The sequence below is a fragment of the Arthrobacter sp. B3I4 genome (assembly GCF_030816855.1).
Taxonomy (GTDB): domain Bacteria; phylum Actinomycetota; class Actinomycetes; order Actinomycetales; family Micrococcaceae; genus Arthrobacter.
In genome coordinates this window covers 1,363,329-1,378,798 of record NZ_JAUSYK010000001.1, presented here as the reverse complement: position 1 = coordinate 1,378,798, position 15,470 = coordinate 1,363,329, and the positions used below count along the sequence as shown (strand labels likewise).

Genomic DNA, 15,470 nt, shown 5'->3' with positions numbered 1-15,470 from the left:
GACCGGACTGCTAGTCCGCGGGCAGGGCGTTCGCCGCCGCCACCTTGGCGAACCACAGACCGCTCGCCTTGGGTGTCCGTTCCAGGGTGTCGTAGTCCACCCGGACCAGGCCGAAGCGCTGGTGGTAGCCATAGGCCCATTCGAAGTTGTCCAGCAGCGACCAGGCGAGGTAGCCGCGGACGTCCGCCCCGCCGTCGATCGCATCGCGGACCGCGCGCAGATGCGCCTCAAAGAACGCCAGCCTCTCCCGGTCGTCGACGAAGCCGTCGGCGTCGGGGACGTCCGGGTACGCGGCACCGTTCTCCGTCATGTAGATCGGGATGCCCGCCGGGCCTGTGTACTCCCGCTGCAGCCGGGTCAGCAGCCGGGTCAGGCCCTCGGGCTGCACCTCCCAGCCCATGCCCGTCACCGGCAGTCCCCGCGGTACCGAGTGCACCCCGTCGGCGGCAACGAACGGTGACGCCGTCGGCCTGCCGGCTTCCTCCGGCGCCGCGGCGGCCGGAGCCTCGCTGGTCGGAGCCTCGCCCGCCGGTACCGTCTTGGTCAGGGCCTCTCCCTGGTAGTAGTTGACGCCGAGCAGATCCAGGGGCGCCGAAATGACGTCCAGGTCGCCGTCTTGCACCACACTGTCGAAACCGAGGCCGGCGACGTCCTCCAGCACGTCTGCAGGGTAGGTGCCGCGGAAGATGGGATCGAGGAAGATGCGGTTGTGCAACCCGTCGATCCGCCGGGCTGCGTCCCGGTCGTCCGCCGCGCCGGGGTCCGCCGGATCCGCGACGGTGAGATTCAGCGTAATTCCCAGGCTCGCCGCGGGATCACGCCGGCGCAGCTCCTGAACAGCGAGTCCGTGTCCGAGCAAAAGATGGTGGGCAGCGGCGAGCGCGGCGGCCGGTTCCTGCCGCCCGGGAGCGTGGACTCCCGCGGCGTAGCCAAGGAAAGCCGAGCACCACGGTTCATTGAGCGTGGTCCAGATCCGGACCCGGTCGCCCAGAGCTTCGTGCATCACGGCAGCGTAGTCGGCGAACAACCGGGCAGTCTCACGGTTCGCCCAGCCGCCCTCATCCTCCAGCGCCTGCGGGAGGTCCCAGTGGTACAACGTCAGCCAGGGGGTGATGCCCGCGGCGAGCAGTTCATCCACGAGACGCGAATAAAATGCGATTCCCTCGGGGTTGGGGGTCCAGCCGTCGGGCATGCAGCGGGCCCACGACGTCGAAAACCGGTACGCCTTAAGATTCAGCGATTTCATCAGCTCGACGTCCTGGCCCGAGCGGTTGTAATGGTCACAGGCCACGTCACCGTTGTGGGCGTCCGCCACGGCGCCCGGGATCCGGGCGAAGGTATCCCAGATCGAGTCCTCCCGGCCGCCGGTGTGGGCGGCTCCTTCGATCTGGTAGGCAGCCGTAGCCGCGCCCCAAAGGAAGCCTTCGGGGAAAGTAATCGGGGTGGTGCTCATCCTTTGACTGCTCCTTGCATAATTCCTGAAACGAGTTGGCGACCTGCCGCAATGAAGAGCAGTAATAGCGGGATGGTGGCCAGGACAGCGCCGGCCAACACCACCGAGTAGTCCACAAAGTGTGCCGCCTGCAGCAGCTGCAGCGCCACCGGCAGGGTCGGGTTGGAGGGGTCCAGCACAATAAACAGCCAGAAGAAGTTCGTCCACGTTGCCACGAAAGTGAACAGCGCCAGCATCGCAGCGGCCGGCCGCGCTGCGGGGAAACCCACGTACCAGAATGCCTGGATCATGGAGGCGCCGTCTATCCGGACGGCTTCGATGAGTTCATCCGGCAGGGCATCCCGAAGGTACTGGGTCATCCAGAAGACTCCGAAGGCCGTAACGACGCCGGGAATGATGACCGCCCAGAGGGATCCGGTCCAACCCAGCTTGGCCATCACGATGAACAGCGGGACCACACCCAGCTGGGTGGGGACCGCCATGGTAGCGATCACGAAGACCAGAAGCCATCTACTTCCCCGGAAGCGCAGTTTCGCGAACGCGAACCCGGCGAGGGTGGAAAAAACCACCACCGAGGCCGCCGTGACCGTAGAGACCAGGATGCTGTTGCCCATGGCCTTCCAAAACGGGATGCTGTCGAAGACTTTCGCAGCATTGGAGAGGAAGTTTCCGCCCGGAAGCAGCGGAACACCGCGGCTCAGCGCAGTGCTGTCGTGGCTGCCCACCAGGAAGGACCAGTAGAGCGGAAACAGGGACGCCAGCAGCACGGCGGCCAGGAAGCCGTAGCTCAGCCGCCCGGGACGACGCGCGCTTCCGGAACGGCCCTGGTCCCGGGCGCGCCGCGCCGGCCGGTTCAGCCGGTTCGGCGGGTTCAACCGGTTGGCCGCCGCTTTCGCGGCGCCCTTACCTGCGGTTTGCCGGATCATCGGGACGGAACTCATTTACGGCCTCCCTGGCTGGCGATGCGGCGGGTGAGAAGGAAGTTCAGGACGGCGATCAGCACAATCATCAGGAACAGCAGCCACGCCACCGCGGAAGCCCTGCCGAAGTTGCGCTGGCCCCAGCCGAGCTCCCAGATGTACATGGTGAGGGTCTGCCACTGCCGGTCGGCGCCGCCGAGTCCGGACTGGTCGAACACCCGGGGCTCGTCAAAGATCTGCAGCCCGCCGATAGTGGAGGTGATGGCCACGAAAATCACGGTGGGGCGGAGCATGGGCACTGTCACCGAGATGAACTGGCGGACGCGGCCGGCCCCGTCAATGGTGGCCGCCTCGAACACCTCGCGGGGAATCGCCTGCATCGCGGCCAGGAAGATCAGTGCGTTGTAACCGATCCAGCGGAAGTTGACCATGGTGGCGATCGCGAGGTGGCTGGCGAGCTGGTCGGAGTGCCAGCGGACCGGGTCGAGGCCGAAGCCTGCCAGCAACTCGTTGACCAGTCCGAACTGGTCCGCGAACAGGTTGTTGAAGATCAGCCCGACCGCCACGGGAGCGACGACGAACGGCACCAGCACTCCCATCCGCCAGAACGTCGTCGCCCGCAGGTTGGCGTCCAGCACTGCTGCGATGAGCAGCGCCAGCACCACCTGCGGCACCGACGAGAGCAGGAAGATGCTCAGCGTGTTTCCGACCGCGTTCCAGAAGTACGGCTGGCTGAGGACAAATCCGAAGTTATCCAGTCCGACGAACTTGCCCTGGCCGCCGATGAGGTTCCAGTTGTGCAGTGACACCCAGCCGGTGTAGAGCAGCGGAAACAACCCGGTCAGGGCAAACAGGACGAAGAACGGCGAAATGTAGAGGTACGGTGAAAACTTGACGTCCCACTGCGACACCCGCTGCGAAAACGCGAGGCGCCGGATCTTCCGGTCCCTCGTGCTTGGGCCGCCGGAGAGGTGGCCCTGCGGCCTCACCCGGTCCGTTATCGACATCGCCTAGAGGGACTTCACAGCGGTGAGGAACTTCGCCCAAGATGACGCGGGGTCGTCGGACTTATCCACGTCCACCCGGGTCAGGGCTTGCTGCATGGCGTCGTTGATGGCAAAGAACTTCGGTCCCTTGAACGGCGTGGCACCTACCGCCTGGGCCCGCTCGGCGAAGATCTTGCCGGTGGGTGCATTGTTGAAGAACGCGTTGCTTTGGCCCAGCAGGGCCTCGCTCTTCAGTGCTTCGACCTGGCTGGGGAACGTGCCCTTGGCCTTGAACGCCTTGACCTGCTGCTCAGGAGCGGTCAGCCAGGCGGCGAGCTTCTTGGCTTCGGCCTGGTGCTTGCCCTGGGCTGGGACGGTCAGGTAGGAGCCGCCCCAGTTTCCACCGCCGCCGGGGAAGACGTTGGCAACATCCCAGCCCTTAACGCCGGCGGCGGTTACCCTCGATCACGCCGAGCATCCAGCCCGGGCAGAGGGTGGTGGCGAACTTCTGGGACTGGAAACCGGCGACCCAGTCGTTGCTCCACTGGGGCAGGTGTGCCGAGAGATTATCCTTGGTCGAGGCGTCCAGAACCTTGGTGTAGACGTCCTTGACGGCAGGGTTCTCGGCGGCGATGACGGTGCCGTCCTCGTTCTCGTAGGCCTTCTCCAACTGGTTGCTCATACCCTGGTAAATGGCCCCGGCGGAGTCGAACCAGGCGGGCCCGGTCTTGGCCGCGACGAACTTCTTGCCGGCGTCGAAGTAGCTATCCCACGTGGTGCCGAGCATTTTGGCGACCGATTCCCGGTCCGTGGGCATACCGGCGGCCTTGAGCAGCGCCGAGTTGTAGCAGACCGCCTCGGGACCCGAGTCCGTGCCGTAACCGATGAGCTGGCCGTCCTCTGTGGTGGCCGCCTCCGTCTTCCAGTCCAGCCAGCGGCCTTCTACTGCCGGGTCCTTGAGGTCTACGAACTGGTCCGGGTACTGCTTCAGTTCGGAAAGCCAGTCGACCTCGATGGCTTCGACATCCGACAGGCCTGACTTGGCCGCCAGTCGCGTGGTCAAGTTGTCCCGCGCCTCGTTCGTAGTTGCGGCCTTCTTGTGCTGGACCTTCACATTGGGGTTGAGCGACTCATATTCCTTGAGCAGTCCTCGTAGCCGAATTCGTTGAAGGTTGCGACAGTCAGGGTCACTGGCTCCTTGCCGGTTTCGCCAGCGCCGGCGGCGCCCTTGGGAGCCTCTGTTCCGCAGGCGCTAAGGGCCAGGGCCAGGGCCGCGGCTGCCGCCGAGAGTGCCGTGATTTTGCGGGGGTGGTTCACGTTGGGACTCCTTGTCGGAATGGAGGCGCCGCATCAGGTGCAGGGCTAGGCGCCGTCCAGAGTGGGGATGGGAAGCGCTCCTGCTTCCTGGTGGGAGCGCTCTCACAGAATGGTGTCCTACGTCACTTACCCCTGTCAAGCACGCGCTCCGAAGGCCGATGAAGCTGTTGCCCGGGCCTGGGTGCAGTGCTACGCTTCCCCGACGGGAGCGCTCCCACGGCGCCGTCCATACCGGACTCCCGTCGCTTGTAAGTCCTCTTTCCAGACTGCCGCTGCCCTCGCAACCGGTCTGAAAGCCGGACCTCACAGAGAGTAGGACCAGCAATGCCGCTTGCCCACTTCAGCGCTGTCCGTGCGGCCGCGCATCCGCAGGCCAGGACGCCTTATCGGCTCCCCCACCGGCTCGCCACCGGCGCCGTCGCCGTCCTGCTGGGCGTCCTGGGCGCCGGCGCGGGAGTCACCCCCGCAACCGCCCAGCCCGCGGGGGCCGCGCCGGCGGCGCAGCCCACGGCACCTGCGCCGGCCGCGCCGAAGCCGGGGGCCGCCCCCGATCTCGGTCCCAACGTACGGGTTTTCGACCCCGGCATGCCGGTGGCGGAGATCCAGGCGACGGTGGACGCCATCGCGGCCGAGCAGGTCGATGATGAGATGGGAACCGACCGCTACTCCCTGCTCTTTAAACCCGGCACCTACGGGAGCGCCGAGAAGCCCCTGATCGTTCAGGTCGGCTACTCCACCGAGGTGGCAGGGCTGGGCGCCTCCCCCACGGACGTTGTGATCAACGGCCACGTCGACGCCTACAACCGCTGCCTTACCGCAGACAACTGCATAGCCTTGAACAACTTCTGGCGATCCGTTTCCAACCTTTCGATCAATGTCACCGGGCTCGAGGGCTGCCGCAGCTCGGCGAATTTCTGGGCCGCTTCCCAGGCCTCGCCGATGCGCCGCGTCAGTGTCACCGGCGGGAATCTCTCGCTGATGGACTACTGCACCGCCGGACCGCAGTATGCCAGCGGCGGCTTCATCTCCGACTCGAAGACCGGCACCGTCGTCAACGGCTCGCAGCAGCAGTATTACGTCCGGGACAGCAGCATCGGCGGCTGGTCCAATGGCGTGTGGAACCAGGTCTTCTCCGGAGTGAACGGGGCACCGGCGCAGTCCTTCCCGAACCCGCCGTACACCACTCTGGCAACAACCCCGGTCAGCCGTGAGAAGCCCTACCTGACCATCGACGAGGCCGGCCAGTACAGCGTCTTCGTTCCTGCCCTCCGCCAGAACTGCACCGGCACCACCTGGGAAAACGGTCCGACGCCGGGCCACAGCATTCCGCTGTCCGACTTCTTCGTGGCCCGCCCGTCCGATTCAGTCAAAACCATCAACTCCCAGCTGGCGCGCGGCAAGAACCTGCTGTTCACCCCGGGGGTCTACGACGTCGACAGCAGCATCGAGGTAAAGCGCGCCGACGCCGTCGTCCTCGGCCTCGGCATGACGACCCTCACCGCCGTCGGCGGGGCTGTACCACTGACCGTCGCGGACGCCCCGGGCGTCCAGATCGCCGGAATCACCGTCGACGCCGGATCCGTGAACTCGCCCGCGCTGATGCGGATCGGCAAAACGGTCAAGCCCGCCAATGCCGGCACTGCCGAACGCAACGCGGCTGCCGACAAGGCCAGCAAGCACAGTGATGCCACCAACCCCACCGCCCTTCACGATGTGTTCTTCCGCATCGGCGGCCCCCACGTTGGCAAGGCGGCGCTCAGCCTGGAAGTCAACAGCGACAACGTGCTCCTCGACCACATCTGGGCCTGGCGCGCGGACCATGGCAACGGCGTCGGCTGGGACACCAACACGGCCGACTACGGCGTGGTCGTCAACGGTGACCATGTGACCGCTACCGGCCTGTTCGTGGAGCACTATCAGAAGTACAACACCGTCTGGAACGGCGAGCACGGCCGGACGGTTTTCTTCCAGAACGAGCTGCCCTACGACGCACCCAACCAGGCCGCCTGGCAACACCACGGCGTGCTCGGCTGGGCGGGGTACAAGGTGGCCGACGCGGTCAAGACCCACGAACTCTGGGGCGGCGGCAGCTACGTCTACAACAACGTCGACCCCACGATCCACGCCACCCGGGGGTTCGAAGTCCCGGTCACGCCGGGCGTGAAGCTGCACGGTCTGCTGACCGTCAACCTCGGCGCCGGGACCTTGGACCACGTCATCAACGACACCGGGGCACCGGTAACGACAGACGCGGTGGGTGTACCCAGCTACGTGGCCAATTTCGGCTAGGACACGGACAGGCGGAGGGGCCGGCCGGCCCCTCCTCCCGCCTACTTTTAAGCTCCCTCGCGTTTCATCCAGGGCGAGCTTCAGCGGCGGCCGGAACTCAGTTCACCGACCGGCGCCGGCGGAATGCGATAAGAACGCCGCCTAGCAGCAACGCCCCTGCTGCCAGAGCGGTGGCAGGAAGAACTCCTCCGGCTCCGGTACTGGGCGGTAGCAGCGGGTCCGGCTGATTCTGCGCCCGAGCCGCAATCGTCGGTGGGGCAACCACGGCAGGCGCAGCCGGAGCCGCTGAGGCAGTTGCGGCCGTCGGGCTGGCAACTGGGGCCGCCGGAGAGGCGGCTGCCGGAAGCACTCGGTCGGCGCCCGTGTCGACCAACAGCGGCGGGCCCGGCCAGTTCTTGGCCCGCGCCGCCTGCGCCTGGACAGCCGAGGCGGGCCGTGACAGCGCTCCGGCTGCAGGCGTTGCGGATACCGGTCCGCTCGCAGCGGCAACCGGTGCGCGAATAGAAAACCGCGCTGTGACAGCCGATGAGATAACGCCCTCAACTGATTGCGAAACGGCGAGGGTATGGGACCCCACAGCCAGACCGGCCGGGAAGGGGGCACTCCAGCGGCCGCTGGTCACCGCGACGAACGGGACCAGGGATGCATACACCGACTTCGCGCCCACCCCGGACCCGCCTTTCTGGACCACAATAGGCTGCCCGTCCACAGCGAGGATTACCTCCGCGCCGTCGACTCCAGTCCCGGTCAAGGTTTCCGGCAGTGAGTCCTGTCGGAACGAAACGCCGTCCACCGTGGTTGTCAGGATCGGTGCCGGCGGCACCACAACGAATTCCGCGGTTGTGGGAGCACTGTCTGCATGACCGCGCGCGGTCTGGACGGCAACAACGGAAATCTTGCCGTAAACCTGAGGTTCTTTGAGTACGACAGTCCAGGAGCCGTCAGCCTGCACCGCGGCCGAGCCAGTCACGTCTCCGGAAAGCTTTACGACGTTACCGGGGGTTCCTTTTCCCTCTATTCGGTTTAGGGCCGCAACTGTGGCTCCGCCGGCAGGGGCGGTAATTGCCGGGGCGGCCAATTCAGAGACGTTCAAGTTGAAAGCCACGGTCCCCGAGTTGCTGAACCCGTTTCGAGTCTCCGCCTTGAACTGGAATGATCCTTCCGACGCCGGGGCCCTGAACGACCAGTTGCCGGTGCCGTCCACCGGAACATCGAGAGTCTCCTGGACCGTGCCCTGGCTGGAGCGGACCAGGTGCACAGTGGAGCCGGTGGCAACCGCCGACGCGGGGGCAGCCAGAACGCGCCCACGAACGACGGTGTTTGAAAATACCGTGCTTTCACTCGGAGTTCCGGAAAGTTCGGGCTTGTTGAGGAAGAGCTGGAGCTTGACGCCGGGAATCTGCTTCATCGCATCCACGAGTGTGGCTGCAATGGCGCGGAGTTGGACCCGTCCTGCTCCGTAGCCTTGCGTCTCTGCCCCGGTGTGGGTGCCCACCGCGAAGTTGCCGCTGATCCAGGGTCCGCCTGAGTCCCCACCGTCTGACTTTACGGTTGTGGAGTCGAAGGCGCGGACCGCGCGCAGGTCATTCGTCGGCCCGGGCATGGCCCAGATGCCGACGGAGTCGACGGTGCCGCACTTCCAGCCGGTAGTGCGCCCCGACCGGCACACGGCCTGCCCCGGGAACGGAGCCAGCTCACCGATGATCTTGACCGAGGTCGGCTCCGGGTTGCCCACAACATCCCACTTCGTGGCGGCGGGCTGCGTGTTCATGCCCAGCACAAGCCCCTTGATGATCGCGATGTCGGTCCCTACGTTGCCGGGGTTGGCCGCGGTCCCAGTAATGGGAGTGTTGCCCGGTCCGCCGAACTGGCTGAATCCAAAGCTGCCGAGTGCACCGGCGGCTATGACCGGGCTGCCCAGCGGGGCACCACCCGCTGCAGGAGAGGACGTCGGCTCTTCCAGAGGCACATCAGTGGTTGATCCGTCGCCGGCACAGTGTCCGGCCGTAAGGAATTCCGGTTCGCCCGTGGGGCTGAACGCGCTGAAACCAAGGGAACAGGCTCCAGCCCATCCATTACCAGGGATGACGTACCCCTGTCCCCCGAAGAGGTCATGTTCGGTCTTGACCGGTGCGCCATGTTCCAGTTCGACGTTCTTGTAACGGGACACGAATTCCGCAGCCGAAATCTTGCCCGGCACCGGAACCTGGGACGGCACAACTTGGGACGGCGTGGATGGCGGTGTAGGCGCGAGCAGCACCAGCGGGTTCAGAGCTTGCGGAGACGTGCCCTCGGAAGCATTGGTGCCACCGGCGCGGATCACAAAGTGCCCGTTGGCGTACGCCACTGCCTGGAGGCCGGCCGGACCGACTTCCCGGACGTAGGCCTCGAAAAGCTGGTCCGTGCTCGAGGCGATAAGTTCGGCGGCGGACAACTCTTTGGGAGGCGCAACTGCGGCGGCCGGTGCGAGCACAAAGTCAGCGGTCGAGCCGGCGGCGTTCAACTCGTCAATCCGGGCCCCAAGTTCTGCGCCGGTGCCCTGGACGACGATCTTGCCGTCCTTCAGGCTGATCCCCACAAAGCCGGGCAGTCCGTGCAGGGAGGGGACGGCGTCGGCCGCGCGCCTAGCCAGTTCCCCCGCGGCGTTGAACTGCTCCAACGTCATGCCCAGATCGCGAAGTGTCGCCTCGGCAAGCCCTGCTTGGCTGACGGCCGGGACAGTGGGTGAGGACTCCAGTGACGTCGGGGTCGTCGCCGACGGGGGGCCGCTCGACGCTGGCGAGTCCGGCATCGGAGCGACGGCGACGGCGGGCTGGGAGGGCCCGGCGTCGGCTAGCGCGGGAACGGCCAGGGACGTTCCGGCGAGTGCAACGGTAGCAGCTGCCGCCATCCGCGTAACCAGCGCGTATCTAGGAGTCTTCACCCGGTTACTTTAGCGCCTCGCCTTGGCCCGGCTGCGAGCCGTTTCCCGCAGCGTTCTGGCACTGTGCCCCCAAGACGCTGGATTGGCGAAAGTTCTCCACAAGGGAGTATCAACGCTGCCTGCCGGCGCCACCGGCTCGGGTAGGGTGGCGGTGGACCCGGTCGCCGCCGGGCTTCTTTCGGCTCGCCTGACGCCCCGGGACTGATACCGCACCCTGGCAAGGCCCGCTGAACCCGCGTGCTACTGAGGGGAACACCATGGGAAATCTGAGCCTACGACGTCGGCGGGCTGCGCTGGCAGCCGGTCTCGCTACCTTCGCAATGGCGGCCAGTCTGGCAGCAGCGCCGGCGCAGGCGGTGGACAAGACCAAATACATCGCGCTGGGAGACTCCTACGCCGCCGGTCAGGGAGCGGGAGCGTACCTGGACTCCTGCTACCGCAGTGAGAACAGCTATTCCGAACTCGCTGCCGAGACGAAGGCCATCAAACTCGTCACCAAAGCTGCCTGTAGCGGCAACACCACCGGTGATGTCGTCCAAACCCAGTTGAAAAAACTGAACCCCAGCACGGAACTGGTGACCATCACCGCAGGCGGCAACAACCTCGGGTTCGGAACAATCGTCACCAAGTGCGTTACCGCGATGTTCAATCCCGCCGCCGCGCCGGACTGTGACAAAGCCAGCAATGCCGCTGCTGCCCAGATCGCCAGCGGGAAACTCGCCGGCGACGTGGCCGCGATGATTCAGAGCGTGCAGGCAGCAGCGCCTAACGCCCGCATTGTCGTGACCGGATACCCCTACCTTTACGATCCAATTGCCCCCGGTCAGACCGATCCGACGTCGCTGTTTATCTACCGGGCTACAGCGTTGGCGGACGGCCTGAATGCGACCATTGCAGCTGCCGCCAAGGCCACCGGCGCACAGTACGTCGACGTCCGCGGAGCGTTCCTCGGCCACGGCATCAACTCCGCAAACCCGTGGATCAATCTGGACCTTGCCAACCCCGCCAGTCCCGACAACTTCCACCCGAACGCCGCCGGGTACGAGGCCTACTACAGCGCGTTGAAGGCCGCCGGAGCTTACCGGGCGTCCTAGCGCCGCCTGGCCAGCCGGGCCTCCAGGCCGCTGCGGACCATCGGCCACTCGTGCTCCAGGATCGAAAACACCACAGTGTCACGCAACACGCCGTCGGCCGTCCGCATATGACTGCGCAGCACGCCGTCCTGTTTCGCGCCCAGCCGCGCGATCGCCTCGCGGGACTGGTGGTTTAGCCAGTGCGTGCGGAACTCGACGGCGGGGCAGCCGAGCGTTTCGAAGGCGTGCCGGAGCAGCAGCAGCTTGGAGTCCGCGTTGCTGCCGGACCCGTGCGCGGAGGCGGCGTTCCAGGTGGAACCGATCTCAACCCGGGGCGTCGCGGCGTCGATGTTCATGTAGGTGGTCATGCCGATGACCTTGCCGGGGCGGCCGGTGGCCGGGTCAATCAGCCTGGTGGTGAACGCCAGCATCGAGCCGCTCCGCTGCAGGGCCAGCCGCCGGTCGATCTCGGCGGCCATGGCTTCAGGGGCGGGGACAGACGTGTACCAGAGCTTCCAGAGTTCGCCGTCGCGCACCGCCTCCACCAGGCCGTCGTGGTGGGTCTGGCTGAGCGGTTCCAAAACGACACGACTGCCGGTGAGCGTGATGGGAGCGAACGCGGTGCGGTCAGGGAAAGTCACGTCAACATCCTAGGCCCAGGCATCCGGGGCACCGGACGAACGTCACCGCGCTCCAATGCTGCCCGGGAAATTGCGGTCCATCCCGACGCCGTTGCCGGGGACCTCTGTACGCTGGGGTAATGATCACAGTTCACGGCACGGTCCGTTCCGCCCTTGACCCCGCCAGGGCCTTCGCCTACCTCTCGACGTTTGAGCACACGCCGGAGTGGGACCCCGGGACACCTTTGGTTAACAAGCTGTCGGATGGGCCCGTGGCCGTCGGCCACCGCTACCACGCCGAAGCCGAGTTCCGCGGAAAGCGCCAGGCACTGACGTACGAGGTCATCGAACTGACTGCCAGCCGCATCACCCTGCGGGGCGAGAACAAGGCGGTCATCTCCGTGGACACCATCGACGTGTCGCCGGATGGCTCGGGATCCAAAGTGGACTACACCGCCGAATTCACGCTCAGGGGCTGGCGGAAAATCGCCGAACCGATTGCCCGGCCCGCGTTCAACTCCCTGGCCGGCCCCGCGATGGACGGCATGAAGAAGACGCTCGACTCCCAGGCATCGCTCTAGCGGCGCTGAGTTGAACAGGAGCAGACTGTGACATCCCAAAATCCGGATCCCCTCGAGAACAACGTCACCGGCCTTGAACCGGGCGGGGGCGTCCCGCCCGGCGAAACACCTCCGGCAGAGGGGACCTCAGTGGGGCCGCAGGGACCAAAGATACCCGAGGGCCGGGGCTTTATGCAGTACCTGTGGATCATCATGATCGCCGGCGGAGTGCTCCTAGTGGCGCTCTACTTCATCGGGTACATCGTCGGGATCCTCGACTAGCCTGCCCGGCTCACTTTTCCCAGTTGAAGAAGCCTTTGCCGGTCTTGCGTCCCAGTTCACCGCGTGCCACCTTGTCGCGGAGGATCTGTGGCGGCGCGAAGCGTTCGCCCAGCGTGGAGGCCAGGTATTCGGCGATGCCCAGCCGGACGTCCAGGCCAACAATGTCGGTGGTGCGCAGCGGGCCGGTGGGGTGTTTGTAGCCCAGGACCATGGCGTTGTCGATGTCCTCAGCCGAGGCGACGCCTTCCTCCACCATGCGCATCGCTTCAAGGGCGATAGCAACGCCCAGCCGCGACGAGGCGAAACCTGGGGCGTCATTGACGACGACGGCGGTCTTGCCCAGCGCTTCAACCCAGCCGCGAGCAGCCCAGGCGAGGGCCTCGGACGTCTGCTCGCCGAGCACTACCTCGATCAATGTGGACGCCGGGACCGGGTTGAAGAAGTGCAAACCCAGGAAGTTTTGCGGCCGCCTCAGCTCGCGCGCCAGGCCGTTGACCGACAGTGACGAGGTGTTGGAGGCAAGGTACGCGTCCGGCGCCAGCCGATCCTCGATGCCGCGCAGGGAGGCCACTTTGAGGTTCCAATCCTCGGGCACGGCCTCGATCACCAGCTGCCGGTCTTTGAAGTCGTCGTAATCCACGGTCACGGCCAGCCGGGAAACCATTTCGTCGAGGTTACCGTCGGTGGCACCCCGCTCAATGCTCTTGGCCGCCGCGGACTCCACGCGCTCACGGGCTGCCTCCGCTGACTGTTCGTCGCGTTCCACGACGAGGACGCTGGCACCGTTGATGAGGAAGGCGTGGGCGATACCGGCGCCCATCCGGCCGCCGCCGAGCACCCCGACGGAGTCGGGAAGGGCGGCGCCGGGACTGTTCGCGGGGAGTTCGGGGTTGCTCATGTCTACTTCTTCCGGTCCGGGTTCTGCTCTGGCGTACTAGCTGACTTGCTGTCAGTTGCGTTGTCGGCCTTTTCTGCTGCCTTTTTGTCCGTTTTCTTGTCGGTCTTCCGGTCCAGGAAGGCCTGCATGCGGTCGAACTTGGCCTGGGATTCAAAGAGGATGCCCTGCGCCAGCTGGTCAATCAGCGGGTGCGACTCGGCCGGGGCGTGGAACACGGACTTGGTGATGCGGACAGCGAGAGGATCCTGCCGGCCGATCCGGTCAGCCAGGGCGTGGGCGGCGTCGATCAGCTGCGCGGGTTCGTGGATCTCGGTGACAAGGCCGACGGCGAGGGCCCGGTCGGCACGGAGCACCGCGCCGGCCAGCAGGATTTCCTTGGCTACCGGCTCCCCCACCAGTTCCTTGAGCCGCCAACTGGCCCCGGCAGCAGCCAGGATGCCCAGGCCGGTCTCGGGGTTGCCGATCCGGATACCGGGCGTGCCGATCCGGAAGTCGGCCGCGTAGGCGAGCTCGGCGCCGCCGCCGAGGCAGAAACCATCCAGAGCGGCGATAACGGGCATCGGCAGCTTCGCGATGCGGACGAAGATGGTCGAGTTGATCCCCTGCAGTGCGTCATCGCGCCGTCGCTCGCGCAGCTGGGCGATGTCGGCACCGGAGGCGAACACGCCGTCGGCACCGGCAAGAATGAGCACCTTTGGCGTTTGTTCGAGGTACGCGCAGACGCGGTGCAGTTCGTCGACCATCTGCTGGTCGATGGCGTTCCGGACCTCGGGGCGGTTGAGGCGCACCACCAGCCGGTCCGCACGTTCTTCCACCAGCAGTGTTCCGAATCCCTCGGCGTCGAGTCCGCCGGGCTGGTCCGCCATCAGACGCGCTCCAGCAGCATTGCGGTGCCCTGCCCGACGCCGATGCACATGGTGGCGAGGCCGATTCTGGCGTCCTCGCGCTCCATCCGGCCCAGCAGGGTGATGGCCAGCCGTGACCCTGACGAGCCGAGCGGGTGTCCGAGGGAGATCGCGCCGCCGTCGCGGTTCACGATCTCCGGGTCCAGGCCGAGCCGCCGCATGGTGGCCAGGGACTGGGTCGCGAACGCTTCGTTGAGCTCGACGGCGCCGAGGTCCCCGACGCCGAGCCCGGTCCGGGCCAGTACCTTCTGGGTGGCCGGGACCGGCCCGATGCCCATAATCTCCGGTTCGCAGCCGGCGGAGGCGCCGTCGATGATCCGGGCGCGCGGGGTGAGGCCGAGTTTCTGGATGGCGGCTTCCGAGGCGACGATGATCGCGGAGGCGCCGTCGTTCAGCGTGGAGGAGTTCCCGGCGGTGACCACCGAGCCGCCGGCGACGACGGGACGCAGGTTGGCGAGCACGTCCATGGTGGTCCCGGCGCGGGGCCCTTCGTCGGTGTCCACGACCGTTTCGGCCTTGCGTGTCTTCACGGTGACGGGCACGATTTCGTCGGCGAAACGGCCGGCCGCGATGGCGGCAAGGGAGCGTTCGTGCGAACGGACGGCGAACGCGTCGGCGTCTTCGCGGGAGATGCCGTCCACCCGGGCCACTTCCTCGGCGGTTTCCGGCATGGAGTACGTCATTTTGCCGCCGCGGGAAAGCTCGCCCTTCTGGAACAGGGGGTTGGTGAAGCGCCAGCCGATAGAGGTATCGAAGATCTGCCCCGGTTTGGCGAAAGCGGTCTGCGGCTTTTCCTGCACCCAGGGGGCTCGGCTCATCGACTCGACGCCGCCGGCGATCACGATGTCCGCGGCGCCTGACTTGATCATCTGGCTGGCCATGATGATCGCGCTGAGGCCGGACGCGCAGAGCCGATTCACGGTGATGCCGGGGATGTGCAGCGGCAACCCGGCCAGGATGGTCGCCATCCGGGCAACGTTGCGGTTCTCCTCGCCGGCACCGTTGGCGTTGCCCAGGATGACCTCGTCGATGGCGTCGGGGTCGACGCCGGCGCGGGCCACAGCTTCCCGGACCACCAGCGCCGCGAGGTCGTCGGGACGGACCGCGGACAACGCGCCGCCGTACCGGCCCACCGGAGTGCGGGCACCGCCAACAAGAAAAGCCTCGACCATGAGAACATCCTTCACCAAGGGAGCAGGGCCGGCAGCAACATAAATTACCGACCGTTCGTTCTATAAAGATTA

General features: G+C 66.2%; 12 protein-coding genes and 1 pseudogene. 4 read left to right on the top strand and 9 right to left on the bottom strand.

From position 1 onward, the window contains the following. Positions 1-10: 10 nt before the first annotated feature. The 4 genes and pseudogenes from QFZ61_RS06500 to QFZ61_RS06485 form a co-directional block, all read right to left on the bottom strand. Positions 11-1,453 (bottom strand): glycoside hydrolase family 1 protein, encoded by a 1,443-nt coding sequence (locus QFZ61_RS06500; protein WP_307034425.1) that lies wholly within the window; start codon positions 1,451-1,453, stop codon positions 11-13. Next, complete coding sequence (locus tag QFZ61_RS06495; RefSeq protein WP_307034424.1) at positions 1,450-2,394, bottom strand: carbohydrate ABC transporter permease; 945 nt, start codon at positions 2,392-2,394, stop codon at positions 1,450-1,452. The genes QFZ61_RS06500 and QFZ61_RS06495 overlap by 4 nt, the downstream gene beginning before the upstream one ends. Further along, entirely contained in the window at positions 2,391-3,380 is a 990-nt protein-coding gene (locus QFZ61_RS06490) for a carbohydrate ABC transporter permease (protein ID WP_307034422.1), read from the bottom strand. Before QFZ61_RS06490 ends, QFZ61_RS06495 begins: the two co-directional genes overlap by 4 nt. Positions 3,381-3,383: 3 nt before the next feature. Then, positions 3,384-4,697: pseudogene (locus tag QFZ61_RS06485) on the bottom strand (extracellular solute-binding protein). Between the two features lie 303 nt (positions 4,698-5,000). On the opposite strand from QFZ61_RS06485, the gene QFZ61_RS06480 reads away from it, so the two are divergent. Beyond that, positions 5,001-6,965, top strand: a complete 1,965-nt coding sequence (locus QFZ61_RS06480; protein WP_307034420.1) for an adenylyl cyclase — start codon at positions 5,001-5,003, stop codon at positions 6,963-6,965. Positions 6,966-7,062: 97 nt separating this feature from the next. Here the strand turns inward: QFZ61_RS06480 and QFZ61_RS06475 are convergent, their stop codons facing one another. Further along, entirely contained in the window at positions 7,063-9,888 is a 2,826-nt protein-coding gene (locus QFZ61_RS06475) for a hypothetical protein (protein WP_307034418.1), read from the bottom strand. 257 nt (positions 9,889-10,145) lie between these two features. On the opposite strand from QFZ61_RS06475, the gene QFZ61_RS06470 reads away from it, so the two are divergent. Further along, entirely contained in the window at positions 10,146-10,982 is an 837-nt protein-coding gene (locus QFZ61_RS06470; RefSeq protein WP_307034416.1) for an SGNH/GDSL hydrolase family protein, read from the top strand. Here QFZ61_RS06470 and QFZ61_RS06465 read toward each other — a convergent pair. Beyond that, on the bottom strand, positions 10,979-11,602 hold the full coding sequence (locus QFZ61_RS06465) for a GNAT family N-acetyltransferase (protein WP_307034414.1): 624 nt from the start codon (positions 11,600-11,602) through the stop codon (positions 10,979-10,981). The two genes, QFZ61_RS06470 and QFZ61_RS06465, sit on opposite strands and share 4 nt — an antisense overlap. 119 nt (positions 11,603-11,721) lie before the next feature. Here QFZ61_RS06465 and QFZ61_RS06460 point away from each other — a divergent pair, with 119 nt between their 5' ends. Both QFZ61_RS06460 and QFZ61_RS06455 read left to right on the top strand, forming a co-directional pair. Beyond that, positions 11,722-12,162: an SRPBCC family protein gene (locus QFZ61_RS06460; RefSeq protein WP_307034412.1), complete on the top strand. Its 441-nt coding sequence runs from the start codon at positions 11,722-11,724 to the stop codon at positions 12,160-12,162. A gap of 27 nt (positions 12,163-12,189) precedes the next feature. Beyond that, a complete protein-coding gene (locus tag QFZ61_RS06455; RefSeq protein WP_307034410.1) occupies positions 12,190-12,423 on the top strand; it encodes a DUF6480 family protein in 234 nt (77 codons plus the stop codon). Between the two features lie 10 nt (positions 12,424-12,433). Here QFZ61_RS06455 and QFZ61_RS06450 read toward each other — a convergent pair whose 3' ends face one another. The 3 genes from QFZ61_RS06450 to QFZ61_RS06440 are packed head-to-tail and all read right to left on the bottom strand — an operon-like array spanning position 12,434 to position 15,398. Further along, positions 12,434-13,321 (bottom strand): 3-hydroxyacyl-CoA dehydrogenase family protein, encoded by an 888-nt coding sequence (locus QFZ61_RS06450; RefSeq protein ID WP_307034408.1) that lies wholly within the window; start codon positions 13,319-13,321, stop codon positions 12,434-12,436. 2 nt (positions 13,322-13,323) lie between these two features. Continuing rightward, positions 13,324-14,187: an enoyl-CoA hydratase/isomerase family protein gene (locus QFZ61_RS06445; protein WP_307034406.1), complete on the bottom strand. Its 864-nt coding sequence runs from the start codon at positions 14,185-14,187 to the stop codon at positions 13,324-13,326. Further along, positions 14,187-15,398 (bottom strand): acetyl-CoA C-acyltransferase, encoded by a 1,212-nt coding sequence (locus tag QFZ61_RS06440; RefSeq protein ID WP_307034404.1) that lies wholly within the window; start codon positions 15,396-15,398, stop codon positions 14,187-14,189. Before QFZ61_RS06440 ends, QFZ61_RS06445 begins: the two co-directional genes overlap by 1 nt. Between the last annotated feature and the right edge of the window lie 72 nt (positions 15,399-15,470).

What these genes read in the sequence shown, in the direction of transcription:
- QFZ61_RS06440 (WP_307034404.1), bottom strand. Translation starts at nt 15,398, where the DNA reads ATGGTCGAGGCTTTTCTTGTTGGCGGTGCCCGCACTCCGGTGGGCCGG.
- QFZ61_RS06480 (WP_307034420.1), top strand. Translation starts at nt 5,001, where the DNA reads ATGCCGCTTGCCCACTTCAGCGCTGTCCGTGCGGCCGCGCATCCGCAG.
- QFZ61_RS06495 (WP_307034424.1), bottom strand. Translation starts at nt 2,394, where the DNA reads ATGAGTTCCGTCCCGATGATCCGGCAAACCGCAGGTAAGGGCGCCGCG.
- QFZ61_RS06470 (WP_307034416.1), top strand. Translation starts at nt 10,146, where the DNA reads ATGGGAAATCTGAGCCTACGACGTCGGCGGGCTGCGCTGGCAGCCGGT.
- QFZ61_RS06490 (WP_307034422.1), bottom strand. Translation starts at nt 3,380, where the DNA reads ATGTCGATAACGGACCGGGTGAGGCCGCAGGGCCACCTCTCCGGCGGC.
- QFZ61_RS06500 (WP_307034425.1), bottom strand. Translation starts at nt 1,453, where the DNA reads ATGAGCACCACCCCGATTACTTTCCCCGAAGGCTTCCTTTGGGGCGCG.
- QFZ61_RS06445 (WP_307034406.1), bottom strand. Translation starts at nt 14,187, where the DNA reads ATGGCGGACCAGCCCGGCGGACTCGACGCCGAGGGATTCGGAACACTG.
- QFZ61_RS06460 (WP_307034412.1), top strand. Translation starts at nt 11,722, where the DNA reads ATGATCACAGTTCACGGCACGGTCCGTTCCGCCCTTGACCCCGCCAGG.
- QFZ61_RS06450 (WP_307034408.1), bottom strand. Translation starts at nt 13,321, where the DNA reads ATGAGCAACCCCGAACTCCCCGCGAACAGTCCCGGCGCCGCCCTTCCC.